This is a genomic window from Halomonas sp. ISL-56 (assembly GCF_018612805.1).
Taxonomy (GTDB): domain Bacteria; phylum Pseudomonadota; class Gammaproteobacteria; order Pseudomonadales; family Halomonadaceae; genus Vreelandella.
In genome coordinates this window covers 323097-349037 of sequence record NZ_JAGGRO010000011.1, presented here as the reverse complement: position 1 = coordinate 349037, position 25941 = coordinate 323097, and the positions used below count along the sequence as shown (strand labels likewise).

Sequence of the window (25941 nt, the reverse complement as noted above, 5' to 3'; positions counted from 1 at the left end):
TCGGGGAGAAAGTGCCTCCCGAGAGGGAGGCATGCAGCAGGGAATGACTCACTCGGTTGCGCGGATACGCTCTAGTAGCTCACTGCCATACTGATCTGCGTAGCGCTCGTAGGCAGGCTCGGCGGCGGCACGGAACTGCTCGTAATCGATCACGGTCACCACTTCCATACCGTTACTACGCAGCAGTTCTACGCCTTCTTCTTCAATACGCTGAACGGCATCGCGCGAGGTTTGAGCGGCTACCTGGGCGGCTTCTCGGAACCAGCCCTGCTGCTCTTCACTCAGATCATCCCAATAGATTTTGGACATCACTAAGGCTGTGGGGGAGTAAACGTGACCAGTCAGTGTCAGGTAATCCTGGATCTCCCACATATTGTTAACGGTCAAAATGGGTATCGGGTTTTCTTGGCCGTCGATGGTGCCTTGCTGTAGGGCGGTAATGACTTCTGTCCAAGAAATGGGCGTTGGCGCGGCGCCCAAGGCTTTGAAGGTTTCCAGATGCACTTGGTTCTCCATGGTGCGAATCTTCATGCCTTGCATGTCTTCGGGCGTTTCAACAGGACGCACGCTATTGGTTAAGTGTCGAAAACCGTTTTCCGCCCAGGCCAAACCAATTAAGCCTTCATCTTCGAATTCCTCCAGTAGCGATTGACCAATCTCGCCATCCAGCACTTTATGGGCGTGATCGTAGTCGCGGAACAAAAACGGGAAATCGAGAGCGTAAACCGAGGGGACGAAATTACCGATAGGGCCGGTTGACGTTAGTGTCAGCTCCACTGAGCCGATTTGGAGGCCTTCAAGCACATCCCGTTCACCGCCTAGTGCGCTGGCAGGGCGCAGATTGATTTTAAACTCACCGTCGCTAAGGCGATCAATCTCTTCGGCAAACGCTTGGCCAGCCTCACCATAGTGGGAGTTGAGCGGTGGCGTGAACGCTAGGTTCATCTCTTGAACGGCAAACGCTGAGGTACTGGCGGCCAGTGCAAGGGCGGAGGCGAAGGTAGCCGCAATGCTGGTTGAGATTTTGTTGAGCTTGTAAGTGGTCATGTTCTACTCCAGTTTATTGTAATTAGCGGTAGAGCTTAGGTTTTTATGACGATGTTTGTGACACAGGTATTTGTGACACAGCAGTGCTAGGTAATACGCCGAATGCTTTCGGCAATTTCTTCGGGTTCAAATACGCGTTTCCAGTCATCGCGCATCAGCTGTGGTTTGCCATTCTCAATGGCTTTGTTGCAAGCATCAGAGAATACGCCGGGTTGCTCATCGAAAATGACGGCTGCCAGAATATTCATATGACCAAGCAAAAAGTCGCGCGCGCACTCTTGGTCAACGCCACGGGCGACGACTTCATCCATTGCTTCGCGCATTACCACCAGCAGCGTGGCGCACACCGTTTCAGAAAGACCCGGCTCTAGCAGTGCCATCTGCTCAACCGATACTCGATGCGAACGAACCACCGGCGCATAAATGGTTTTAGCGATTGCTTCGCCTAATGCATAAAGCTCTTCAGGCCCCTGCATCAGGGCATTGACGATGTGCTGCTTTGCCTTGGCGCCGCCAAAGTAGTCGCGCTTGGCATCTAGATCTGTTTCATCATTGAAGATCGGTGGGTGGCAAGGATGCGTCACGAAGTAAACTAAGTCGTCACGATTGGGCAGGTGGCCAGCAAAAGGCGCCGCGGCATCCAGTGTGATTACCATGGTGCCGCTGGCCATCAGTGGTGATAGCTCTTCCGCGACGCGCCCCACTAGCGTGTCGGGAACCGCGAGTATCACCACTTGAGCATCGGGAACTGCCTGATGGGCATCGACGCAGCTAATCCCCAGGCCTTCCGAGAGGCGCTGGCGGCCTGTGTCACTCAATTCAACGTGACTGACGGTGTAATCTGACTGTTTTAGGTTGCTCGACAGGCGGTAACCCATTTTTCCGCCAGCGCCGATAAGGGCAATATTGGTCATAGCAGACTCCAGTGAAGATGTTGTATGGCGTTAGCCATCTGGTTGCCGAAAGAGAAAATAGGAAGGTTGTTTACCTGGCAACTGGTATGATGACATAATATCTATAGCAGTCTGTCAAATGCTGCTTTGGTCGTATTTAAGTAAAATTTGCCCAATTTATCGAACTGCAGCGCTAGACTGCTGATGCTTAATGGATAACCAAGCCGCTATTTGGCTTGCGAGGAGAAATAGCCGTGCAACCAGCCCCTAAAATTACTCGGCGCAAGCTGTCAGATGAGGTGTTTGATCGTTTGTATGAAATGATTGAGGCGGGCCAGTACAAGCCTGGAGATACACTGCCTTCTGAGCGCGAGCTGATGGATAGCTATGGTGTGGGAAGGCCGGCCATTCGAGAGGCGATGCAAACACTCGAACGTATCGGGCTGGTTGAAATAAATCATGGCCAGCGACCTAAAGTACTGCAGCCGACAGCGGTGGGGTTGATGTCGCAGATCGATTTAACCGCTCGTCATATGCTAGCTAGCTCGTCACAGTCGCTTGAGCAACTCAAAGAAGCACGCACATTCTTTGAACTGGGTATGGTGGAGAAGGCGACAGGGCAGGCCTCTGAGGCAGACATTGCTCATTTGAGAGAGCTGTTAGGGCAACAGCGCGGGCATTTAAATGGCGATGCTCAGGCCTTTATTGAGGTCGATATGGCATTTCATACCGCCATTGCCGGGATAACCCGCAATCCCATTTTTATGGCAACTAGCCAAGCCATGCTGGGCTGGCTGGCGCGTTTTCACGCGAGCTTGCTGCACTGGGAGGGAAATGAAGATATTACCCTGCTGGAGCATGCCAAAATTATTGACTGTATTGAGCAGGGCGACAAAGAGGCAACTGTAGAGGAGATGCGTAAGCACTTAGAGCGCGCACGCTTGCTCTATTGCTTAAACAGCTAACCCGACAGCGAAAGAAAAAACAGAATCAGTGGCGGTGATAGCAGCGAGAGAATAAACCCACTGACCACGGCGATAGGCACGCAGGCCACGCCACCGTGCTGTTGAATCACCGGCAGGGTGAAGTCCATGGAGGTGGCGCCGCCGTAGCCAATCGCCAGCGCGGTGTGGCGGTGTATGACCAGCGGAATCAGGATAAACGCCAGCAGCTCACGGGTGAGGTCGTTAAAAAATGCCACGCCGCCCATTAAAGGGCCCAGCTGGTCGCCGATTAAGATGGCGGAAAGTGAGTACCAGCCAAAGCCTGACGCCATCGCCAGGCCTTCGTTCCAGCTTAGCGAGAGCAGCGGCGCGGCGGCTAAGCCTGCCAGCAGCGAGCTGATTGCTAGTGTTACCGCAATTGCCAGCCCCATGCGGTTGAGCAAAATCTGTTTGAGCGGCATGCCGGAATTACGCAGTTGGCAGCCAATCAGCGCTAGCAGCACATAGAGTACCCATTCGGCCAATACGTCTGCGGTGTTGAAAAGCTTTTCACCTAGGTGTGGCCCCAGCAGCAGGCCAGCGATAATACCCCCAGCCACTACGGCGACCAATAACAGTGAACCCTGCATGGCCGCTAGCTTGCTGGTGGGAGCGTCTTTTATCACTGGCGAGTTGCCTGCCTTAAGTGTTAACCGGCGCGATAGCCACCATAGCGCTGCTAAGTTAAACAGCGTGGTAATGCTAAACAACAGCAAAGCGTTGCCGCCCAAACGCGAAAGCTGACTAGACAGATTCTCAAGGCCAGCAAGGCTTATTCCCATGAACAGTAGGATCAAATAGACCGAGCTATTGACTGCGTTGTTGATTAGGCTCTGTAGCTGAGCGGAGCGAACACGAACCAAATAGCCGAGTAAAAGCGGCAGTAGAACAATCAATAAACCCGATAGCATTTAGGGCGTCGCGCCCCCGTTTGGTTGGAAGTTAGTCAGTGTGAGCTGGGTTTCACGGCTGCCTTCTTTTTGGTACACCACCGATAGAATCAGGCCGGGCCAGTCAGGGTGAAAACGGATCTGGAGAAGACGGTCAGGCTTTTCAACATCAATCAGGGAGACGTTTAGCGCTTCAAACTCGTCGCCGGACATGCCAATGCTGCCGGGATCAGTTATCCGTTGTTTATCAACATAGTATTGGAAATGCTCATCACGCCCTTTGTGATCGACAAACTCAATGTCGCAGGGGGCGCTTTCCGTGCAGTTTTCATGCCCTGCTCGGCGCGAAAGGTCAAATAGCGCTGTTTGCCGGTCTAATGTGGGAATATCCCGCTCGCTCAATTGATAGCTGTCACCGACGCCGAGCAATGAATAGCTACTGCTATAGAGCAATGCGTGGGTATCATTATCATTTAGCGAAAAACGGCTGAACTCCTGTCCACGCGCCACAGTGACCGAAAAGCGCATATCGCTTAACCAGTGATTCCCTTCGTTAGAGAGGCGATGGGTAATGGTAGCCCCTGGCCAACCGCGAACCTCAAGCCGGTACTGTGCTTCAAAAGGCCTGGGGGCTTCAAAGAGCTGCGGGTCTTTGAGTGTGTTTGCTGCTAAGGCAATGTCGCTAGAACACAAGACGGCAAAACTCAGCCCCAACCCTGCTAGCGCGCGGCCAGGCAGTCGTACGAGAACATTGACCAAGAGCCTTTCCTCCATAAAAACGTATCTTCCTAAGAGCCTTTAGGCTGCACTTGGTTCCCAGCGCGCCAGTATAGCCCGGGTGGGGGCGTCAGTAACCTGCCTCAGGGTTGATCGTGGCAAGTTTTTCACCCGATTCAAAGGCATGCAAGTAAGAGATCACTTGGTCAATGGCATCGTTAAGCGGAGTAGGCGCGGCCATATGCGGCGTGACAATGACCTTGGGGTGTTGCCAGAGCGGATTGTCAGTGGGCAACGGCTCTTCATGGAATACATCCAACAGTGCACCCCGCAAATGCCCCGGCTGGTGTCCACTACCCAGTGCTTCCAATAGTGCCTGTTCATCAATTAGGCTGCCACGGCCAGGGTTAATCACGCTGGCGCCTTGGGGCAGTTGGGCCAGCCGCTCGGCGTTGAGAATGTGTCGAGTGGCGGCGGTGTCGGGGAGAATAGTGATCAGGCTCTGTACTTGGCCAAGCAGTTCGTTGAGCCCATCATCGCCGTGAAAACAGCGTACTCCGCTGATCTGCTTGGGTGAGCGGCTCCAGCCCAGCACTGGGAAACCCGCTTGCTGCAAGGCGCTGGCGACAAAGCTGCCAATCGCGCCCAGACCTAATACGCCCACCGGCCACTGGGACTTCTCCACGACCTCTTGCGGCTTCCAAATGGCGCTTTGCTGCTGTTCCGCGTAACGATCCATGCTGCGGTAGAAGTGCAGCACGCCATAGAGGGCGTAATCGGCCATCAGCTCGCCCATGCCCGCATCGCGTAGTTTTACGATTGGCACACCGCTGGGCAGCCCTGGGGTTTTTAGCAAATAATCCACCCCCGCACCCAAATTGATGATGCCTTTTAGCTGGGTCTGCTCTTGCAGCAAATGCTCGGGGGCCTTCCAGATAGCGAGATAGTCGGCCCCTTTACGCTCATCCGCTGGCGCTTTGCTGGTCAGCACGGTGGCTTGGGGCAGTGCCTCAGCAAGCGCTGCTTGCCATTGATCAGCCTCATCAATATGCACAACAATTTTCATCCCGCACCCCTCTTCTAAAAGTATTATCACTGCAGGTTATCATGGTGAGTGGTAAAGGCTGTTGCAAGCTTGCTTAGTGCAAATAACGAGGCCGTATGCACTTTTTGTCATAAAGCCTTTGACCGCTGACCAAGGGTCGGTGCTAGTATCGGCTTAAGACGACATTGGCGGGCCTGCTGCAACGGCAGCAGATGCAACCCCGACGCCTGATCGGTGGTGGCCAGGTCGATCCTGTGGCCCAGCGTTGCGTGCCTATAGTGGGCAGTGCGCTGGCTCTTGGTGATCTTTAATGGCGAGTTGGCCGATGACTCAGGTTTCCCTGCCTTTCACGCGCGAAGAGTACGCTACACGCCTGTGGAAAGTGCGTGCTGAAATGGCCAGTCGTGGCATTGACGTATTGATCGTTAGTGACCCTTCGAATATGGCTTGGCTAACCGGCTACGACGGTTGGTCGTTTTATGTGCATCAGTGTGTGCTGGTGGGCCTTGAAGGCGAGCCGGTATGGTTTGGACGGCGCATGGATGCCAACGGTGCTCTGCGCACCTGCTGGATCGACCCTGACAATATTACCTACTACCCGGATTACTACGTACAGAATCCGGACATGCATCCGATGGAGTATCTGGCGCAGTCGATTATGCCTGACCGCGGCTGGCATTTGGGTGTGGTGGGTATGGAGATGGATAACTACTACTTCTCCGCCAAGGCCTATCTAAGCCTACTTAAAGAGCTGCCCCATGCGCGCTTTATGGATGCCAATTCGCTAGTGAACTGGTGTCGGGCAATCAAATCGCCCCAAGAAGTCGCCTATATGCGCATTGCCGCCAAAATTGTGGAAGGCATGCACACGCGTATTCTGGAAGTGATTGAACCAGGCTTGCCCAAGAGCAAACTGGTATCGGAGATTTATCGCGTTGGCATCGAAGGCTTTGTGGATGAGAACGGCAAAGTCTTTGGCGGTGACTATCCCGCCATTGTGCCCATGCTGCCCACCGGCAAAGACGCTGCGGCTCCGCACCTGACTTGGGACGACACGCCGTTTCGCAAAGGTGAGGGCACGTTCTTTGAGATTGCCGGGGTGTTTAAGCGCTACCACGCGCCGATGTCGCGCACGGTCTTCCTGGGCACTCCGCCTATGGACTTTATTCGTGCGGAATCCGCCCTTTTGGAAGGCATCGAAAACGGATTGGCGGTGGCCAAACCAGGGAATCGCACGGCAGATATCGCCATGGCGCTGGGTGCGGCGATGGATAAATATGGCTTTGACCGTGGCGGCGCTCGTTGTGGTTACCCCATCGGCATTTCGTACCCGCCCGACTGGGGTGAGCGCACCATGAGCCTGCGTCCCTCGGATGACACCATTCTGCAGCCGGGCATGACGTTCCACTTTATGCCGGGGCTATGGGTGGAAGAGTGGGGCCTGGAAATTACCGAAAGTATTTTAATCACCGAAGACGGCTGCGAAACCCTGGCCAATTTTCCGCGCCAGCTGTTTGTTAAATAACCGCCTATACGAACACCGAAGGAAACCGTAATGACCCAGCGACCCAGCCCTATTTCTGCCACCGTGGATTTTGACGCCGATGGTGTACAGCACGGTTTTTTAAAGCTGCCGATCTCAACCGATGAATCTGCTTGGGGCGCGGTGATGATCCCTGTCACCGTAGTGAAAAATGGCGACGGCCCCACGGCGCTTTTGACCGGCGGTAACCACGGCGATGAATATGAGGGTATTACCTCGCTGCTGAAGCTCTCTTCAACGCTGAAAGCAGAGGATGTCACGGGCCGGGTAATTATCGTGCCGTGCATGAATACCCCAGCGGTGATGGCGGGCAAACGCACCTCGCCGATGGATAAGGGCAACCTAAATCGAAGCTTCCCAGGTGACCCCAACGGCAGCGTGACACCGCAAATTGCCGACTACTTCACCCGCGTGTTGGTGCCCATGGCGGATGTAGTGCTCGATCTGCACTCCGGTGGGCGCACGCTGGACATTCTGCCCTTTGGTGCGTCCCACGTGCTGGACAATAAAGCACAGCAGCAGGCCGCTTTGGAAGGTGCCAAAGCCTTCGGCGCCCCTTACGCCATGGTGATGTTTGAATTGGATGCGGAAAGACTCTTTGACACCGCCTGCGAGCGTCAGGGCAAGGTATTTGTGGCTACTGAGCTGGGCGGCGGTGGTACCTCGACGCCCCAGAGTATCGCCATTGCTGAACGCGGTGTGCGTAACTTCTTAATTCACTACGGTCTGGTAGAAGGCGAATTGGAAATGCCCGCAGGTGGGCAGATGTACCTCGATATGCCGGATGCCAGCTGCTACGTGCAGAGCCAACACTCTGGTGTTTTAGAACTGTTAGTGGCGTTAGGTGACGAAGTCAAAAAAGGCCAAACCATCGCCTACGTGTACGACATGACCCGTAGCGGCACCGATCCGGTCGCTTACAAAGCGGAGCGCGATGGCATTCTAATGGCTCGGCGCGCGCCCTCGCTGATCAATATGGGGGATACCCTGGCGGTGATTGCCGATGTTGTTGAACGCCTGGAGGCGTAGCCCTCGGCATGATGAAACTTGACCGTTACGATCTGAAAATTCTCGACATCCTCTCCCGCGATGGGCGAATCACCAAGTCGAAGCTGGCCGAGGCGATCAACCTCTCGGTCAGCCCCTGCTGGGAGCGGGTAAAGCGGCTGGAAAAAGCTGGGGTGATCCAAGGCTATAGCGCACGCATCAATACCGATGTGCTGGTGCCCCGCAACCCTGTATGGGTGCAAATCGAGCTCAAACAGCACAACGCCGAAAGCTTCACCCGCTTTGAAGCCCTGGTGATGCAAACCCCGGAAGTTACCGAGTGTGTGGCGGTAGGGGGAGGGGTGGATTACCTGGTGAAATTTGAAGCGCGCACCATCGATAGTTATCAGCGTTTGATGGATAAATGGCTGGTCTCCGAGGCTGGTATAGAACGTTATTTCACCTATATCGTGACGAAGACCGTTAAGCAGGAGCCGTTGGGAATTGAAACCGACGGCTCTATGTAGGTCTTTAAACCTCAGTAAGCTTTAATGCTAAGTGTCTATTTCTTTGTTTTCCAGGTATCCAGCCATGCTTGGAAGCGGTTTCGTTTTCTGGAGATGGCGTCGCCTGCAGCGCTAAAGTTATCGCTGACCCCATCAAAAGCGGGCGATAAGCGGTCACGGCGAAAGCGTCTCCAGCGGTAGTAGCCGTATCCAAATAGGCCGCCAAAGGTGACCAGAAAAAGTGTCGAGAACCAGTTAAAGGGCTTATCTTCAGGGCCATCAACGGGCGTAATTGAAATGGCGTTGGGGAAAATAGAAAAGAAGATGCTTCTCCAGCCAAAGTATCTGACAGCAACCCACTGGGGATCTGTTTTGGTGGAGACTAGGTCGTTGGCCTCGGTGTAAAGGTTCGCCGTATCGAATTTGAAATAGGGTGGCCAGCCCCAGCCGGTATCCTCATTGCGGTACACAATGGTACGACCGTTACTCCGTACACCCTGAATAAATTGCACGTCACGGTTCATCAGCCGCTTCGACTGGGCGGTTGGGTCAGACCAAAAAATCCGTGTCCAATCATCCAGGTCGATACGCTCTTCGTGGGTGTTGACGATACGCACCACATCATATTTGGGTAAGCTGTAGTCTAAAAAGGCAGCGAAAAGTGTCCAGAAGACAAGCAAAACAAACCATTTAACATAGACCATCGGGTCTCCTCACATGTAATTGGTAACGTAGAGGGTAAGCAAGATGGCACTTGGCGGTATAACGTAGACCAAGTGGATCAGCTTGCGTCGTAAAGAGCGGTCGTACTGCTGCATGCCTTGGCGTATAAAGTTGGCACGACATGTGTTTGAAGCTTTTCGCTCCCAACGCTTTTGTAGTGCTAAGCGATGCCTGAAGCGCATATAGACGGCGAGTGCGTTATACAGAAGCGCCAGTGTCAAAATGAACGTCAGAACAAGTCGCATAAAGGGCAACACCGAGTGCTCCTCCGTAGAGCTTGTAAACGGAGGCGCAACATCATTCGTCTGCACCGAAAAGGTATGCACGTGCGCCGGCCTTATCAGGTGCATACTCGCGCGAGAGAAAGTCGCAGCAGTAGGCTTGTTTCGCCTCAGGCCAAGTGCGGTATTGACGGTAAAATTCGTTTTTATGGCAGATGAACAGCTGGCGGGTATCAAGGGGCGATAGCTCGGCTAGCAGCATATTGACGAGGTCTTTGTTCGCCGTGTTCGTCGCACGCATCAAGTAGAAATAGCTGGGGTGTTCCATCTCGATTCTGGGTTTGGCGCCGCGTGTTTCGGCCCACCGCATCATAGCCGCTAGGCCATCGTACTCATGGGGTAACTCGCTTGCATAGCGTGAGGCGCGGCGCCGCATATCAGTATACGAAAGGCCCGTGACGTCCATTCCCTTTTGCGTCAGGATTTCTGCCAGTATAAAGGTGATTTTTTGGCGCAGGATATCGACTTCCTGGGTATCTCGCCCTTTGATAATGGGCTCGGCAAGCTGATTGTCTTGTAAAAATTGCCCTATCTTCTTGCGCTCATCCAGGCTCATTATTTGCTTAACTGGAAATTTCCCTAACGGTTTTTCGGTGCTGGCGATTAAAGCCGTGCTATCGATATCTTGAAAGAGATAAAGGCCGCCGAAATGTGCCGTCCAGAAATTCTTTTGCTCAAATGCCGCATGTTCCAGTCGCACTGGGTTGCGTGAAATGTTGCCCGTACGCTTGACGGTATCGACCATATCGTCAATCAGGCCGTTATCGAACCAGCTGTCCTCTTCCTCCATAAAGCGATCGATTAGGGACTCCAAGCGCTCAGCTTCTGCGATGGTGCCCGTGGTCGTGTCGGCCTCAATGACGATGCGTCGAATATCAAATAGCCGTTCTGGTATAGCAACATCCAGCACAGAGTTTTCCAGCTCGCCCGCCACCGCATCGGTTGCTGTTAAGGCAAAAAGCTGCTGTTCGTTAGCATCGATAAAACGGCGCAGTATGTCTCGGTTGGTAGAGAACTTGGCGTTGAGAAGTGGGCAATACTTCTGCTCGATCGAGAGCAGGATAAACTGCCGATTGACGCCGCCGTGATTCAAATAGTAATGATCTTCTAGCTCATCACCGATCTCCGGCGAATAGCCGGAGATGTCGATATGGAACTCTGTCAGCGCAGTGGTTCTCCCGGTGAGATGCTGCAGTGCACGGCCATAACGCTCGACCAGCGCTTGCGAACTGACATGAAAGAGGTTGCCAAACATCAGCCCCTTTTCGATCAAGCGTTTCATGTTTGCTGCTCCTCCAGGTAGCGCCGACGCGCCGCTTCCTGAAGACCTAGGTCGCGAACCATGGTGTCGATGGCAGCAGCATCGGATTTACCTGCATAACGGAATTCGCTGTCGGCGTAACGGTTGATCTCCTGTAGCACCATATCGGTGGTAATAGGAACCCTCAGCTCGGTAATCATGTTGGATTTTGTATCGTAATCTTTAAACAGGAAAAGCTCTGGGTTCTCCATCCATTCGTCCGGGAGCTCGAAATCCATCGAGCGCACCTTGACGGCATCAGTGATGTTCTTGATAGCGCGTCCGGTGAAGCGCTCGTCGGCCTCCTGAATGGCTTTCAGGTACGTGCCGAGCTTGGCGATGGTATCAAGCTCGCCGACTTGCGAATGAACACGATCAAATACCGCCAGCAGTGCCTCTTCTTGAGGGCGGCTATGGGCTTGAAAAGAGTTGGCCACTGCCTTCTGGATCTCCTGGGCAGCGTAAAGCGCGTGCTCGCCCAGCGGTATCTGGTGATCCTTACCTAGCAGGAGGTGTAGAACATCGATGTAATCTTCGCGGGTTTGCGGGCCATCGACCAAAAAGCGCGCACCGGAACGTTGGCGCAAGGCATCGTCGACGTTTTCGGGGTAGTTAGAAAACATGCCGAAGGAACAGTTGCCGCGCACGACCGTGTTAGCGCCCGCAAAGGCATCCATCAACACAGCAGTCACTTCCTGTTGGCCTGCGGAAGATTGACGATCTCCACGTTTTCCCGCGATCTGGTCGATATCATCGACGGTGCCGAAGCCGATAACACCTGGATCCATCAGGTTGCTGATGAATGCCTTAGCGTTTTGGCCGGATTTCCCCTGATAGCTGTCAATGTTGTCGATACCGAAATTTTGATAACGAAACGGATACCCAGCCGCCTGGCAGTAGTCGTTTAGTAACCCTGCCATCATCTGAATCAAAGTGGTTTTACCTGTCCCTGGCTTACCGTCACCCATAAACGTGAAGATAAAACCACCCATCTCGGCGAAGGGGTTTAAGCGGCGCTCGAAATCGTAAGCCATCAACATTTTGGCGAGCCGCAGCGACTGGTATTTGGCGATATGGTTGCCCACCACCTCATGAGGCTTTTTGAAGGTCATGGTTAGCGTGGTGGATTTAGCTTTGGTGGCAGGCTCAAACCCACGCAGCGTCAGGTCATCGGCCTCTACACGCCAAACTGCGTCGCTAAACGGTGAGAGTCGCGGTGCACTTTGTGCGCGCAGCGCAACTTTTTCCATGCACTGCTCTGCAAAGGCACTGAGCGCTGCTGGCAGTTGGCTCTCATCGGTGGCATGCAGCGTAAGCTTTTGGTCGAGTTCCCAGAGCGTTCCGTTCAGGGCGAGGGGCGCATTGTCAGTTAGTAGCTCCGCTACCTCACCAATTTCGACGCTGGTCTCGTTAGTATGAGGTGCCATCAGGAAGGCCGTGGCATTGGCAAATACGTGCACGACAGCAAGTGCTTCGCCTGCCAGTAGCTGCGTAAATTCAGTTTTACGTGCGGTGTCCAGGGTGCCTGCCAAATTAGCCCGCTTAAGTTCGCTAAGGCCTGATGAATCAGCGTAGGCTTCGCCCACCGCCAATGCGATAGCCAATGCCCGTCTCAGTTGATGGAGAGCGGTGGCTTGGAGCGGTGAAACAAAAGGATCGTCTGTTTCGACCCCTTCGATGCGTGCGCGCAGATGTACGCCATCGGGGCGGGCGGTTGAACGGGTCACCAAGCCAGGCGTGGTTGAGCGCAAACGGCGAGTCTGACCGATACCGGGTGAGCGCTCTGGCGCTGCTGTTTGTTCTGAGGCCTGGGGTTTGGCCAACCGTGGCGTGTGGTCTATTCCTTCTAGCATCGTGGTGGCGGTGCCGTAATGCTTGCGAATATCCTCTTCTCGAAGTTCCATCTGGTCGCTGGTAAAACTCATGACATCCTCGGTTATAGGGCTATCCTGCCCTAATGACATTGCTTCAATACCGTTAGCGCGCAACATTGCTGCTTGTATCTGTGGGCGCCAGAGTCGGTAATTTTGATTTGCGGTGATTTAGTAACCCAGTACTTGCCCCTTCGGGCTAACCACAAACTTGCGCACATCTAGAAAGCCAGGGGGATCAAGCTCGGCAAGCACCTGAAAAGGGTGCTGCGGCAATATAATGGCGCGCTCTGTGCGCGTGGCACCGGTATCAACTCCTCGACTGCCGAAGGGGTCAAGGGCAAAAACTTCGCGCTCTACTTTGCTGAACCAACCAGCGCGCTCCTCGCGCACCTGTTCGCTATTTAATTCTTCAAGCGTCCAAGCGAGCGCCCAGTCTTGGCCCTCCTGGGTAGCTGCCTGTTCAAGCACTTGATGCAAGGGGCCTGACTGCTCGGTATAAGCCGACGAGTACATCGGGCCTAGGTGGTAGCGGCTCAACTGTTTGGGGTGAAGGTCACTGAAATCCTTATCGAAGCCCTGCGCGATAGTAAGTAGCTTCAAACCCACTAAAGATTGCGACATAAGATGTGACTGCACCTGGGGCCATCGGCTTTGATCCTGGGGCAGGGGCGTCTTGCCACTATCTTCCAGCTCTACCAAATAGATGACGGGTAGGTTGACTTGGCTGTCGTAAACCGCCCAATGGATAAGGAATTGGCGGCGGCCATTGTCGCTGGTGCCCTGCCAAACAAGGCTTGGATCATTGCGTGCCCAAAATAGGCCGCCTTTCGTCAGCGTCTCATAGTAAAGACGCTGCGACAGCGCAAACTGTAGCTTGGTGGGTGTTTGTCGTTCAGTAAGAATGGTGTGAAGCATTTGCTTCTTCAGGGACTTCTCAGAAGGCAGGTTGGCAAGATGAAGCGCCGCTTGCTGAACATCATTGCCCATGGTTAACAGTTCGGATGCCACCGGGAAGCCGCTGTCCCGCTTATCCATCGTCAGGCTATCCATCGGAGGGCCTTGCTCATTGCCGACGAGTAGATATTTCATGCTCAATGCCTTAAAAGTACGGTTCAGTCTAATTAGATAGTCCGTTAATACCTTGGCATTGGTTTTGGTAAGCCTTCCTTCTGCCTGCAGCGTGACCGCAGTTCTAGCGAGGTAATGGATAATATGCTCGAACTTGCGAAAATAACGACGCGAGGCAAACGGGTCTGCCAAGTCAGTATGATCGCGGCTAAGCTCTGTCATTGGTTTCCCTCTCGAGAACAGGCGTGTTCTCGATCATCCTTTCGTTGACTTAGAGCGCCAATCGGCGCACTGGGTGGTATTCACCCAATGCTGATTGATCACTCTGTTAATAAGCTGTGTTGGGGGCAAAGATTGGGCGAAGATTAGCCCCCGTACAGGTTCTTATCATGCTTCTCAACGATGGCGGAGAAACGACGGGCAAAACGGTCGTCGGCTTTGGCTTTTTTCTCAATAATGTCGCGAGCAAATACCATGCTGTCTTCATGCGCTTCCATCATGTCGGCCATGCGCTGATTTGTAGCTGCACCAATACCCGCCATCGCTGTTTGTGCTTCCTTGTCGGTCTCAACACCGATTTCGTTGATGCGGTGGGCGACTTCCTGTTGCTGGGCCGTTTTGAGCGACTTCGTCAGTGCGTCATAAAGCACAACGCGCTGCTGGGTATCCGTCTGTAGTTTATTGATTAGCACCATTTGGGTAGCCGCTTGGTTTTGCAAGCTATCGACCCAGGTTTTACCCTTTTCGACATAGCGCTCAAGCGTCTGAGATTTCGCGATTTTGACCTGCTCTAGCTGTACCAGCGCATTATATTTTTCGTTCAGACCGGCCAATTCAGATTCAAGCTGGGTGCGTGAAGTAGCATCCTGCTCTACAGAGATTTTGTTTTCCAACTCAACAATTGCTGGGTCAAGTTTCACTAACTCAGCGCGAGCGGCTTCAAGCTCGTGTACCGTCGCCTCGCGGTCGTCAAGAGTGGAAGTGAGGTTTTGTTGAACTTTTTCCTGCTGTTCTTGTAATGTTTCTAGCTGGTCTTTTAATAGGCTGACAATAATGTCTGATTTAGAAATCAGGTCTTGCAGCTTATCGTCGATATTTGCACCACGAATACGCTCTTGACGCAGTGATTCAGACTTTCCTTTACTGAAAATACCGACAAAGTTTTCCCAGCTTGATTTCGAACGCATGCCGTCAAAATCTTTCGAAAATGCCGCGGTGGTATCGTCCAAACCCATAATAAGTTCGGCGATGTTGGCGTTCATCAGATCAGCGTGAGCCTGCACATCATCAAGAGTGGCATTCTCGATATCAAGACCAATATCTTCACCAGCCTCAATTTTTTCTCGCGCGGTGTCCAATTGCGATGTCACTGCAGATATCTTGGCTTTGGAAGCCTTAACAGTATCTTGCGAGTCCTGGATCATTTTGTCGAATTGAGATGCACTCATGATTTCGTCCTTAATGAAGTATGGTGAAGATCCTTATAAAAGAGGCTTTATAGGTGATTTTAGTTTCACATGTCAATGTTATACAGCTTAAAAGGTCGATGAAATCCGGGCAATTAGTTGCCCGGCAATGAAGCAATAAGCGTATATCCGTAATAATAAAGGCGTGGAGTAACGGCAGAAAAAAAGTCTGTTTATACTTCGTTTACAAAAAAAAATGCAATTTTACGCAGTCTTTTCAAAAACACTTCGTGGCTCCTCTCCGTTAACCTGGGGGCATTCGAGGGCAAGGCTAATGAGCGCTTGCTAGCAATGCCACACAGTTTCTGCAGCGCTAGGTTAGCCTGACTGCATTTAAGGAGAGGTTCCCATGACCACACTTTCGACCACGCTCGCCAAGCGCCTGGAAGATCCGCGCCTGTTCCGGCAGTACGCCTACGTGAACGGCAAGTGGACCCACGGTGAAGGCGGTCGCGAAGAGGCGGTGTACGACCCCGCTACCAATGAAGTGATTGGCCATATCCCGCTTTTAGAAGCCGAGCAGATTACCGCTGCGGTCGATGCCGCGGAAGACGCATTTGTGCAGTGGCGGGCACTGCGCGCGGATGAGCGTTGCGAGAAACTGTTGGCGTGGTACGACTTGATTCAAGCCAACCGCGAAGACCTGGCTACCATTATGACGCTGGAGCAGGGCAAGCCGCTGCCCGATGCCCGTGGTGAGGTCGAGTACGGTGCCAGCTTCGTGCGCTGGTTCGCTGAAGAAGGTAAGCGTACTTACGGCGAAACTATTCCTAGCCATATCCCCAACGCATCACTCGGTACCATTAAAGAGCCGGTCGGCATTGCGGCGATGATTACGCCGTGGAACTTCCCGCTGGCGATGATTACCCGTAAAGCCGCTGCGGCGCTGGCGGCGGGCTGCCCGGTGATCGTCAAACCCGCCAATGAAACGCCATATTCTGCTTTAGCGCTGGCGGAGTTGGCCGAGCGTGCGGGGATTCCAGCGGGGATTTTCAACGTGGTGCTGGGCGACCCGGCGGAAGTCTCGAAGATTCTCTGCGCTGAATCGCGCATTCGGGCGTTGTCATTCACCGGTTCCACCCGAGTCGGTCGCCTGCTCATTGAGCAGAGCGCCAACACCGTCAAGCGGCTCTCCCTGGAGTTAGGTGGCAACGCGCCCTTTATCGTGGGGCCAGATATGGATCCTAAAGAGGCGGCCTTCGCAGCAATCGATGCTAAGTTCCAAACCGCGGGGCAGGACTGCTTGGCCGCCAACCGTATTCTGGTGCACGAATCCATCCATGATGAATTTGTCGAGTATTTCAGCGAGCGTATGCTGGCGCTAACCTTGGGCAACGGGTTGCAGAGTGAGATTGATCTTGGCCCGCTGATTCACCGCCAGGCGGTGGAAAAAGCGGCCGCGATTGTCGATGACGCTGTTTCCAAGGGTGCCACTATGATCGGTGGTGATCAAAGCCAGGCGCCCGGTGAGAACTTCTTTATGCCGGTGATGCTGACCGGTGTGACGGCGCAGATGAAAGTATGGCGGGAAGAGAACTTCGCGCCTGTGGCTGGTATCACCGCCTATAGCACCGACGACGAAGTGATTGAGATGGCCAACGACACCGAGTACGGCCTCGCTGCGTACATCTACACCCACGATATCCGCCGCATCTGGAAGCTAATGCGCGCGCTGGAATACGGCATGGTCAGCGTCAACTCCGTTAAGATGACCGGCCCGCCAGTGCCGTTTGGCGGCGTAAAGCAGTCTGGCCTTGGCCGTGAAGGCGGCGCTACCGGCATCGATGAGTATCTGGAAACGAAGTATTACTGCCTGGGCGCGCTGGGTTCCGTCTCCGGTAGCTAGCGGCGCTTTTATTCCCAGCCGTAAGCAAACCTTTAAAATGCCCTCCCCAAACATTGGGGAGGTTTACTGTATAGAGAGAACGCTATGAGCTTGCATCAGGATTTAATCGAACGCGACCGTAAAGTCACTTTTCACGCCTCTACCCACCTGCGTGATTTCGCCCATGGCGATTCGCCGGGCCGCGTAATTACCGGCGGTAAAGGCATCAATATCGTGGATAAAGATGGCCGTGAATTTATCGACGGCTTCGCCGGGCTTTACTGCGTTAATATCGGCTACGGGCGCACCGAAGTCGCCGAGGCAATCTACAAGCAAGCGTTGGAACTCTCTTACTACCACACCTATGTGGGCCACTCTAACGAGCCGCAGATCGAGCTTTCCGAGCGCATCCTGAAAATCGCCGGGATGAATATGTCCAAGGTCTACTACGGTATGTCTGGCTCGGATGCCAACGAAACTCAGCTCAAGATCGTGCGCTACTACAACAACGTGCTGGGTCGCCCGCAGAAGAAAAAGGTCATCTCACGCATGCGCGGTTACCACGGTTCCGGAATCGCCTCGGGTTCGTTAACCGGCCTAAAAGCGTTCCACGACCACTTCGATCTGCCGATTGATACCATTCGTCATACCGAAGCGCCGCACTACTACCTGCGCGCCGCCGAACAGCACGGTATGACGGAGCTCGAGTTCTCCGCCTACTGCGCCGAGAAACTGGAAGCCATGATTCTGGAAGAAGGCCCGGATACCGTGGCCGCCTTTATCGGCGAGCCGGTGCTGGGTACTGGCGGTATCGTACCGCCGCCGGAAGGCTACTGGGATGCGATCCAAGCCGTGCTGGTGAAGTACGACGTGCTGCTAATTGCCGATGAAGTGGTGTGTGGTTTTGGCCGTACTGGCTCTGATTTCGGCAGCCACCACTACAATATGAAGCCTGATCTGGTCACTATCGCCAAAGGCCTCACCAGCGCCTATCAGCCGCTTTCTGGCGTGATTGTCGGTGAGAAAGTCTGGCAGGTACTTGAACAGGGCACCGGTGAATACGGTCCCATCGGCCATGGCTGGACTTACTCCGGTCACGCCTTGGGCTGCGCAGCGGGCCTTGCCAACCTGGATATCATTGAACGTGAAAATCTGGTCGGTAACGCGGCAGAAACCGGCAGTTACTTCCAGCAGCAGCTAAAGGCTAACTTCGAAGGTCACCCGCTGCTAGGCGACGTACGTGGCGTTGGCCTAATGGCAGCGTTGGAATTCTCGCCAGATGCCAAGCAGCGCCTGCATTTCGACCCGGCCCTCAAAGTCGGCCCCCGAGTTGCCGCTGCCGCCATGGAAGAGAATCTGATTGCTCGTGCCATGCCCCAGGGCGATATTCTCGGTTTCGCACCGCCGCTGACCATCAACCGTGATGAAGTGGACGAGATGATTGGCCGTGCCAAGCGTGCCATCGACCGGGTGACCGATGAACTGGTTCGTTCCGGAGATCTGAAAACTGGCCAGCAAGAGGCGGCATTTACCGTTTAATAACAGCTTGAAGCCTTATGAGCGCCGCTGCCTGTGCAGCGGCGTTTCTGTTTTTGAAAGGGGCAGCTATGCTTAATGGCATGACGCTTGAGAGCGTTATAAGCCATTTAATAGTTAAGGAGTAGCCACTGATGCAGCCGGTCTTAGCCTTCGATGTATACGGTACGCTGATTGATACTCAGGGCGTTACGGTTGAACTGGAGCGCCGCCTAACGGATGCTTCCAAAGCAGTTGACTTTGCCCGCCGCTGGCGGGAAAAACAGCTGGAATACAGCTTTCGTCATGGCCTGATGGGCGCCTACGTGCCGTTTTCGGAGTGTACCCGCGAAGCGCTGGTGTTTGTCGACCGCGCCCTGCAAACAGGGCTTTCGGATAACGATCATGACCATCTGATGGCGGTGTACGGTGAACTGCCCGCTTTTGGTGATGTAATACCTGCGCTCGATCAGCTTCGTGATGCGGGCATACGCTGCGTGGCATTTTCGAACGGCACCGCAGAAGCCGTGTCCAAACTGCTAACGCGTGCGGGCGTTGAGAGTCATATGGACGATGTGATCAGCGCCGATGAGGTAAAACGCTTTAAGCCAGACCCAGCGGTTTACTCTCATCTGCGTAGTCGCTTAGAGACGCGCCCCGAGCACACATGGCTAGTGTCCAGTAACTCCTTTGATGTGATTGGCGCCGCCCATGCAGGGTTACGCAGTGCCTGGATACGCCGCAGCTCAGATGCCCCCTTCGACCCATGGGGAGTCGAGCCGGATATGACGGTTACCGATCTAGAGACATTGGCGGAACGCATCATCCGCTAGGTTGTTAACTTACGTCGACAAGCCGCATAATGACGCACGCTTAACGACTTAGGAGATGAGCATGTCAGAAAAAATTTACTGTGTTGCCGGTTTTAAACCCAAACCGGGTAAAGAAGAAGCGGTATTCAAAGCGCTTCAGTCGTTAGAGCCGAATACCCACCGTGAAGACGCGTGCATTCACTACACCGTGACCCGGCAGATCGATAATCCCTTCGCCCAGGGCACCAGTTACCCGATTGTTTTTCATGAAATCTGGGCCAGTCGTGAAGAGTTTGAAGCGCACTGCCAGCGCAAAGAGATTCAAGACTTCTTTGCCAAACACGTGGAAGCACCGGATGGCGATATCGAAGACGCCAATGTGTGCGTTTACACCGATGAGCCATGGAATTTTGACGCGCCCAAGGTATAAGCTAAAAAGGAGCTAACATGACCGATAAAAAGATGAACGTTGAGAGCTTTAACCTGGATCACACTAAGGTAAAAGCCCCGTACGTACGGTTAGCCGATATCAAGGAAGGCCAGAATGGCGATCGTATCCATAAATACGACCTGCGTATCTGCCAGCCCAACAAAGCGCATATGGATATGCCCGCGCTGCACTCCCTTGAGCACTTAATGGCTGAACTGTCGCGCAATCACACCGATAAAGTGGTTGATATAAGCCCCATGGGCTGCCAAACCGGCTTCTATATCGCGATGATCAACCACGACGACTACGACGGCGTGATCACCATCATCGAACAAACTCTGAACGATGTGCTAGAAGCCACCGAAGTACCTGCCTGCAATGAAATGCAGTGCGGTTGGGCTGCCAGTCACAGCTTGGAAGGCGCCCAGGAACTGGCCCGTAACCTGCTCGCCAAGCGCAGCGAGTGGACTGAAGTATTTGCTTAAGCGTTATGTGAAACTGCTAGCGTAGTCATCAAAACGCCTTCCTTGTGTCAGATATAGCAGGGGAGGCGTTTTTATTGTCTGGGCATTTACGAATGGATAACGCCCACCAACGGTGACATGCTGACACAAGGCACGCATTTTCCAAGGGTGAGGCACCAATATGTTGTTGGACACTTGGCTTTTATACCTAATTGCCTGCATTGGCCTGTCGCTTTCACCCGGGCCTAACGGTCTGCTGGCGCTGACCCACGGCGCCATGCATGGCAGCCGTAAAACCTTGTTTACCATCATCGGCGGCGCGACAGGGTTTATGCTAATTATTGTCCTGTGCATGTTTGGGATTGGGGCGCTGCTTAAGTCGTCGGTGGTATGGCTGACAGTGCTGAAGTGGGTCGGCGGGGCCTATCTTATTTGGCTGGGGATTCAGGTATGGCGCTCACCGCCGATTACTGGCGAGCTTGATATGAAGGCAGGCCAAGCAAGCGGCTGGCAGCTTTATCGCCAAGGCGTACTAGCATCGATTACCAATCCCAAAGTACTGCTGTTTTTCAGCGCTTTTCTATCTCAGTTTATCGACCCGCAACGCAGCTTGATGCTGCAATTTTTCCTGCTGGCCGGCACCTTTGTTGTTATCGAGTGCGTTGTAGAAGGTTTGCTCGCCAATATGGCCAACCGTATTCGTCACTGGTTAAAACGCGTGGGCCGTGGATTCAATCGCACCTGCGGTGGCATCTTCATCGCTATTGGCGCTGCGCTGCCGCTTAGGGCTTGAGGTTGAGAACACGCAATCGGTAAAAGCATCTATATAGAGTGCTCTTCTAATAAGCTCACGCTTCAATCTCCCCTTGCTGATTGGCCTCGTTAATATGCATTGTTGTTAACTAAGCTTTTACGCATATATATCCTTCAGCTATTTCTACACTTAATTAATTAGCTTGTTAATTAGCTACTTAGCTAAAGTATTAATTACGATTCCCTTATGTAAATATAAATTGTTTTTATTTACATAGTGATTACCTTTTGGTAGTTTTGCCGCAAATAAAACAACACGGCATTCCCTTTAGTGGAACAGCGGTGGAAACGTCTGGGTTGGCTCATCGACGTTAATAAGATTCATCTAAGGGAATAAAAAAGCATGCTAACTATTAAGAAAAAGGCGCTACCCTGCGCGATTGAAACGCTCGCTTCCAAGCCCCGCTATTTCTCGTTTAATCGTAAGCTGCTCGCCGCCAGTGCCTGCATGCTGACCGCGATGAGCGTCAATGCACAGGCGCAATCCGATGATGCCCCAGCGGCGGAGCTGAATACCGTAACGGTAACCGGCTACCGTGGCACCTTTATGGATAGTGTGAAGTATCAGCGGGATGTGCTGGAAACTCCCCGTATCGTTACAGTGCTGACGAGCGATCTACTCGAAGACCAGAACGTTACCGAGTTACGCGATGCGTTGCGCAACGTGTCGGGCATCAGCCTGCAGGCCGGGGAGGGCAATCCGCCCGGTGGAGACCAACTGAAGATTCGTGGCTTTAATGCCCGCGACGATATCAATGTGAACGGCTCGCGGGATTTGGGTAATTATTTCCGCGATCCGTTCTATGTTGATCAAATCGAAGTGATTAAAGGGCCTAACTCTGCGTTCTCTGGCCGTGGTTCTGCGGGTGGTACGATTAACTTCGTCACTAAACAGCCTTTGATGGAAGACCGCAACCGTTTGGAAACCTCCGTTGGGTCTGATGAGTTGTTTCGTGTCACCGGTGATTTTAACCGGCGTATCGACGATAACAGCGCGCTGCGTCTGAATGTGATGAGCCACACGCAAGACAATCCTGGCCGGGACGTGGTGGATCAAGAGCGACAGGGTGTTTACGCCGCCTATGTCTGGGGCCTTGAAAGCGATACCCAGGTTGAAGTCGACTTTTTACATACTCGGCAAAACAATACACCCGACCAAGGTATCCCCATTGATCGGGAAGGGTTTAGTGGCGACACCAGTCAGTTGGGCTCCAATGGGCGTACCTCGGGCGGCCAGCGTGCCAGCGACGGCTACTATACGGGAGCATTGCCGCCAGGCATTGATTACAGCGACTATTTTGGCCATGTCGATGACTACCAAGATATCGATGTTAACCAGCTAGGGCTTGCCGTTGAACACCGCTTTAGCGATAGCCTGAGTCTGCGTAACCAACTGCGGGTAAGTCGGGTCGAAAATGATTCATTAACCTCGTCGCCGCGTTTAATTGTTCCTGAAGCAGCCTTTGGCAGCGGTGATTTTTCCCAGGTTCAGGTGCGCGGCGATTTAAAACCACGCGACCAAACGGATACGTCGTTCTTCAACCAAACGGACTTAATCGTCAACTTCGATACAGGCTCGCTGAAGCATGATTTAGTGCTGGGTGCGGAAGTTGGCTATGTCGATATTGAAAACCGTCGCCGCCCCGACGTTAGAGGCCCAGCCACTAATCTTTATAACCCCACACGCCGTACCCGGCCGGAAGTGCCCTATGATGGCACCCGTCACCGCTTGGAGTCTGAGCAGCTTGGCCTTTATGCATTAGATACCATCGCCTTTTCGCCGCAGTGGGATTTACATGCCGGGGTGCGCTGGGATCACGTTGAATCAACCGCGACGGATTACGGCTGGGAAGACCCAATAGGCCCAATTTCGCGTACCGACAGTGAATGGAGCGGTAATCTTGGCCTGGTGTTCAAACCCACCGATAACGGCACGCTGTATGCCTCGGTAGGGACGTCGTTTGATGTCACCGGTACTTTTGACCGAGGTCTTGTCCAGCTTGCCGGGGGTGGCAGCGCCCTAACCGGTAACCGAGAAGACATTGTCGATCTCGATGCTTTCAATACCGACCCCGAGCAAACGGTGGCTTATGAGTTGGGCACCAAGTGGAACGTTGCGGATAACCTGTTAGTCAGCGCGGCACTGTTTCGCACCGATAAAACCAATGCGCGCACCCCCGCTGTGGGTGGCGGTGACCTGCTCAACGTACTGGATGGCGAGCAGCGTGTAGAAGGCTTTGAAATTGGTGCCATGGGTAGCCTGACGCCCGAATGGAAACTATATACCAGCTATACCTTTATGGACTCCGAGGTGCTTAGCTCTAATAACCCATGGGAAGTAGGTTCACGCCTAGGCGGTACGCCTGAGCATACGTTTAACCTGTGGAGCGATTACGCCGTTACCTCTCAGTGGAGCATCGGTGGGGGCATGGAGTACGTCGCTGATCAGGTCAATAACGTCGCGTCTGAGCCGGGAGCACGCCGTCGGCAGGTGGAAATTGATAGCTACACGTTGCTCCATGCGTCGACCGCATACCGCTTTAATGAGGAGCTACAGCTGCGTATTAATGGCTTTAACCTAGCGGATAAAGAGTATATCTCCCAGTTGGCGGAAGGCGGTGCTCAAGGCATCCCCGGGCCGGGCCGTCATGTTATTGCCACGCTACGCTACGACTTTTAAGCATTAGCGTTTAATCAGGTGACATTATGATTGTCAGTTTTGAAAATATTCTGACACCTGAAGAACTGGCGGCGGTGCGCCGCCAGTTGCACAGTGCCGAGTGGGCGCGTGGAATCAGTGCCGGCCCGCAGGCCAAACAGGTGAAAAAGAATCTGCAAATGCCTGAAGGCTCTGAGGTGCTTAGAGAGCTGCGCGTACTTGTGATGCGAGCGCTTAACCGTACTCCTGAGCTGATGAGCGCGGTGATGCCGTTTAAGATCATCCCGCCCAACTTTAACCGTTACACCGTGGACGACAGCCACTACGGTAAACATATCGACAGTACGCTGCGCTCGCTGCCTGATGGCAGCTACCTGCGTACCGATGTGTCGGCCACGCTGTTTTTGTCAGAACCGGATGAATACGAAGGCGGTGAGTTAAAAATCATCGACACCTTTGGTGAACAAACGGTGAAATTACCCGCAGGCAGCCTGGTGGCATATCCATCAGGCTCGCTGCATGAAGTCACCCCGGTGACCAAAGGGGAGCGCTTGGGCTGCTACATGTTTATGCAGAGTCTGATCCGCGACACGGAACAGCGCAGACTACTTTATGAGATGGATACATCGCTGCGTAAGCTGCGTGCTCAATATGGCGAGCAGAGCACCGAGCTTGTGCAACTAACAGGTACTTATAATAACTTGGTTAGAATGTGGTCTGAGTGCTGATGTAAAGGTGTTAACTGTTTCTATCTCTTGGCCAGCAAATAGACGTGCTGGCTCTTTTATTGCGATTAAAAACATTTATTGACAAAGATTAGCCATGCTCCTATAAACGCCTTATAACCCATCACACTAGGCGACCATGTTCCTCCTGATCTCGATTGCTACACTAGCGATTGCCCTGTCTTTTTTGTGTTCCATACTCGAAGCAGCTCTTCTCTCTATAACGCCCAGCTATATTGCGAAGCTAAAAGAAGATAACCCCAAGCTACACGCCTCGCTGACCAAGCTGAAAACCAATATCGACCGGCCGCTTGCGGCTATTTTGACGCTTAATACGATTGCCCATACCGTGGGGGCTACAGCGGTAGGTGCTCAGGCCGCGATCGTGTTTGGTGAAGCCTCTATTGCCATTGTCTCAGCAGTAATGACGATGCTGATTTTGATACTGTCGGAAATTATCCCAAAGACTATTGGCGCGACTTACTGGCGCGGTTTATCACCGTTTCTGCCACGTTTTTTAAAGCCGATGATTATAGGCCTGCTGCCTTTTATCTGGATGTCGGAGCAGATCACTCGCCGACTAGGTAAGTCGGAGCACGATGTTGATCTCCGCGATGAAATTAAAGTACTGGCCCGCGTCGGACTAGAAGAGAAGGTGCTGGATGCGGACGAGTCGCGCACCATTATAAATATGCTAAACCTGCACGATATCGTGGTTAGCAAAGCGATGACCCCGCGCACGGTATGTGAAACCGTGCTACCGGACATGACCGTGAAAACGTTCGATGAACAGTATGGCAAAGCGCCGTTCACGCGTTTCCCGGTGATGGACAACGGTGAGCAAGCCTTTGGCTATGTACATAAAGCGGATATGTACCACGCCGACGATGCCAAAACGATGCGCGAGCTGATGCATCCGATCGGCAGCGTGGACGTCTCACATAACGTTGAGCAGGTATTCACTTCTATGCTGAAAGATCACCTGCACATGCGGGTGGTCTACGACGAGCACGGTACCTTTGTAGGTTTAATCACGTTAGAAGACATTATCGAAACCATTTTGGGACAAGATATTGTCGATGAGACCGACAACGTGGCCAATTTACGCCACTACGCAAAACAGCAGTGGATCAAGCGGGTTAAGCGGGAAGATAAAGACGCCACAGCAGAAGAGTAATCCCTAACAAGGGCCTCACTGTTTGTTGATCTAAAGCGGCGCCTTTGGGCGCCGTTCTGCTTTTTTACAGCTAGTTATATTCAGGCTTTGGCGCCGTTGGGCTACGCTTGGCTGAGCGATTGAACGTTGTGTTACGACTCGCTGTCTTAGCGCAAAATGATCTATAGTGAAGGTGCTGTAAGTCAATTAAGCTATTAG

23 protein-coding genes are annotated in these 25941 nt (G+C 53.2%); 13 read left to right on the top strand and 10 right to left on the bottom strand.

Going from position 1 to position 25941, the window contains the following annotated elements; all coding sequences use genetic code 11:
• Window positions 1-48: 48 nt before the first annotated feature.
• Together J7J49_RS09510 and J7J49_RS09505 are read right to left on the bottom strand one after the other, a co-directional pair.
• Window positions 49-1047, bottom strand: coding sequence for a TRAP transporter substrate-binding protein (locus tag J7J49_RS09510; RefSeq protein ID WP_215092070.1), 999 nt, complete (start codon window positions 1045-1047; stop codon window positions 49-51).
• Between the two features lie 86 nt (window positions 1048-1133).
• Complete coding sequence (locus tag J7J49_RS09505) at window positions 1134-1973, bottom strand: phosphogluconate dehydrogenase C-terminal domain-containing protein (protein WP_502793512.1); 840 nt, start codon at window positions 1971-1973, stop codon at window positions 1134-1136.
• Between the two features lie 221 nt (window positions 1974-2194).
• Here J7J49_RS09505 and nanR point away from each other — a divergent pair, with 221 nt between their 5' ends.
• Window positions 2195-2905 (top strand): transcriptional regulator NanR, encoded by a 711-nt coding sequence (gene nanR, locus J7J49_RS09500; RefSeq protein WP_215092066.1) that lies wholly within the window; start codon window positions 2195-2197, stop codon window positions 2903-2905.
• Here the strand turns inward: nanR and J7J49_RS09495 are convergent.
• The 3 genes from J7J49_RS09495 to J7J49_RS09485 form a co-directional block, all read right to left on the bottom strand.
• The gene (locus J7J49_RS09495) at window positions 2902-3834 is read right to left on the bottom strand and encodes a LysO family transporter (protein WP_215092064.1); all 933 of its coding nucleotides are present in this window, start codon (window positions 3832-3834) and stop codon (window positions 2902-2904) included. The two genes, nanR and J7J49_RS09495, sit on opposite strands and share 4 nt — an antisense overlap.
• On the bottom strand, window positions 3835-4572 hold the full coding sequence (locus J7J49_RS09490) for a hypothetical protein (protein WP_251048224.1): 738 nt from the start codon (window positions 4570-4572) through the stop codon (window positions 3835-3837).
• Between the two features lie 88 nt (window positions 4573-4660).
• The gene (locus tag J7J49_RS09485) at window positions 4661-5596 is read right to left on the bottom strand and encodes a 2-hydroxyacid dehydrogenase (protein WP_215092060.1); all 936 of its coding nucleotides are present in this window, start codon (window positions 5594-5596) and stop codon (window positions 4661-4663) included.
• A 304-nt stretch (window positions 5597-5900) separates the two neighbouring features.
• Between J7J49_RS09485 and doeA the strand changes: the two genes are divergently transcribed.
• The 3 genes from doeA to J7J49_RS09470 are packed head-to-tail and all read left to right on the top strand — an operon-like array spanning window position 5901 to window position 8632.
• Window positions 5901-7100, top strand: a complete 1200-nt coding sequence (gene doeA / locus J7J49_RS09480; protein ID WP_064234285.1) for an ectoine hydrolase DoeA — start codon at window positions 5901-5903, stop codon at window positions 7098-7100.
• A 30-nt stretch (window positions 7101-7130) separates the two neighbouring features.
• Window positions 7131-8147 carry a N(2)-acetyl-L-2,4-diaminobutanoate deacetylase DoeB gene (gene doeB, locus J7J49_RS09475; protein WP_215092058.1) on the top strand — a complete coding sequence of 339 codons (1017 nt, stop codon included), beginning with the start codon at window positions 7131-7133 and terminating at the stop codon, window positions 8145-8147.
• Window positions 8148-8155: 8 nt separating this feature from the next.
• Complete coding sequence (locus J7J49_RS09470) at window positions 8156-8632, top strand: Lrp/AsnC family transcriptional regulator (protein ID WP_064234287.1); 477 nt, start codon at window positions 8156-8158, stop codon at window positions 8630-8632.
• A 35-nt stretch (window positions 8633-8667) separates the two neighbouring features.
• Here J7J49_RS09470 and J7J49_RS09465 read toward each other — a convergent pair whose 3' ends face one another.
• From J7J49_RS09465 to J7J49_RS09445, 5 genes are all read right to left on the bottom strand, one after another.
• Complete coding sequence (locus J7J49_RS09465; RefSeq protein ID WP_215092055.1) at window positions 8668-9315, bottom strand: DUF1523 family protein; 648 nt, start codon at window positions 9313-9315, stop codon at window positions 8668-8670.
• 316 nt (window positions 9316-9631) lie between these two features.
• Window positions 9632-10897, bottom strand: a complete 1266-nt coding sequence (locus J7J49_RS09460) for a DUF6638 family protein (protein ID WP_215092053.1) — start codon at window positions 10895-10897, stop codon at window positions 9632-9634.
• Window positions 10894-12840, bottom strand: a complete 1947-nt coding sequence (locus tag J7J49_RS09455) for an AAA family ATPase (protein ID WP_064234444.1) — start codon at window positions 12838-12840, stop codon at window positions 10894-10896. Before J7J49_RS09455 ends, J7J49_RS09460 begins: the two co-directional genes overlap by 4 nt.
• A 117-nt stretch (window positions 12841-12957) precedes the next feature.
• Window positions 12958-14079, bottom strand: a complete 1122-nt coding sequence (locus tag J7J49_RS09450) for a hypothetical protein (RefSeq protein ID WP_215092051.1) — start codon at window positions 14077-14079, stop codon at window positions 12958-12960.
• A 143-nt stretch (window positions 14080-14222) separates the two neighbouring features.
• Window positions 14223-15305, bottom strand: coding sequence for a coiled-coil domain-containing protein (locus J7J49_RS09445; protein WP_064234291.1), 1083 nt, complete (start codon window positions 15303-15305; stop codon window positions 14223-14225).
• A gap of 367 nt (window positions 15306-15672) precedes the next feature.
• Between J7J49_RS09445 and J7J49_RS09440 the strand changes: the two genes are divergently transcribed.
• The 9 genes from J7J49_RS09440 to J7J49_RS09400 all read left to right on the top strand — a co-directional run bounded on the left by J7J49_RS09440 (window position 15673) and on the right by J7J49_RS09400 (window position 25743).
• Window positions 15673-17169: an NAD-dependent succinate-semialdehyde dehydrogenase gene (locus tag J7J49_RS09440; RefSeq protein WP_215092049.1), complete on the top strand. Its 1497-nt coding sequence runs from the start codon at window positions 15673-15675 to the stop codon at window positions 17167-17169.
• A gap of 84 nt (window positions 17170-17253) precedes the next feature.
• Window positions 17254-18687 carry an aspartate aminotransferase family protein gene (locus tag J7J49_RS09435; RefSeq protein WP_215092047.1) on the top strand — a complete coding sequence of 478 codons (1434 nt, stop codon included), beginning with the start codon at window positions 17254-17256 and terminating at the stop codon, window positions 18685-18687.
• A 131-nt stretch (window positions 18688-18818) separates the two neighbouring features.
• Complete coding sequence (locus tag J7J49_RS09430; protein WP_215092045.1) at window positions 18819-19496, top strand: haloacid dehalogenase type II; 678 nt, start codon at window positions 18819-18821, stop codon at window positions 19494-19496.
• Between the two features lie 61 nt (window positions 19497-19557).
• The gene (locus J7J49_RS09425; RefSeq protein ID WP_022522330.1) at window positions 19558-19905 is read left to right on the top strand and encodes a putative quinol monooxygenase; all 348 of its coding nucleotides are present in this window, start codon (window positions 19558-19560) and stop codon (window positions 19903-19905) included.
• 17 nt (window positions 19906-19922) lie between these two features.
• The gene (locus J7J49_RS09420) at window positions 19923-20390 is read left to right on the top strand and encodes an S-ribosylhomocysteine lyase (protein WP_007113703.1); all 468 of its coding nucleotides are present in this window, start codon (window positions 19923-19925) and stop codon (window positions 20388-20390) included.
• A 160-nt stretch (window positions 20391-20550) separates the two neighbouring features.
• Entirely contained in the window at window positions 20551-21162 is a 612-nt protein-coding gene (locus J7J49_RS09415; protein ID WP_215092043.1) for a LysE family translocator, read from the top strand.
• A 363-nt stretch (window positions 21163-21525) separates the two neighbouring features.
• Entirely contained in the window at window positions 21526-23862 is a 2337-nt protein-coding gene (locus J7J49_RS09410) for a TonB-dependent receptor (protein WP_215092041.1), read from the top strand.
• A gap of 26 nt (window positions 23863-23888) precedes the next feature.
• Window positions 23889-24569 (top strand): Fe2+-dependent dioxygenase, encoded by a 681-nt coding sequence (locus tag J7J49_RS09405; RefSeq protein WP_215092039.1) that lies wholly within the window; start codon window positions 23889-23891, stop codon window positions 24567-24569.
• A 136-nt stretch (window positions 24570-24705) separates the two neighbouring features.
• Complete coding sequence (locus J7J49_RS09400; protein WP_064234297.1) at window positions 24706-25743, top strand: CNNM domain-containing protein; 1038 nt, start codon at window positions 24706-24708, stop codon at window positions 25741-25743.
• Window positions 25744-25941 lie beyond the last annotated feature (198 nt).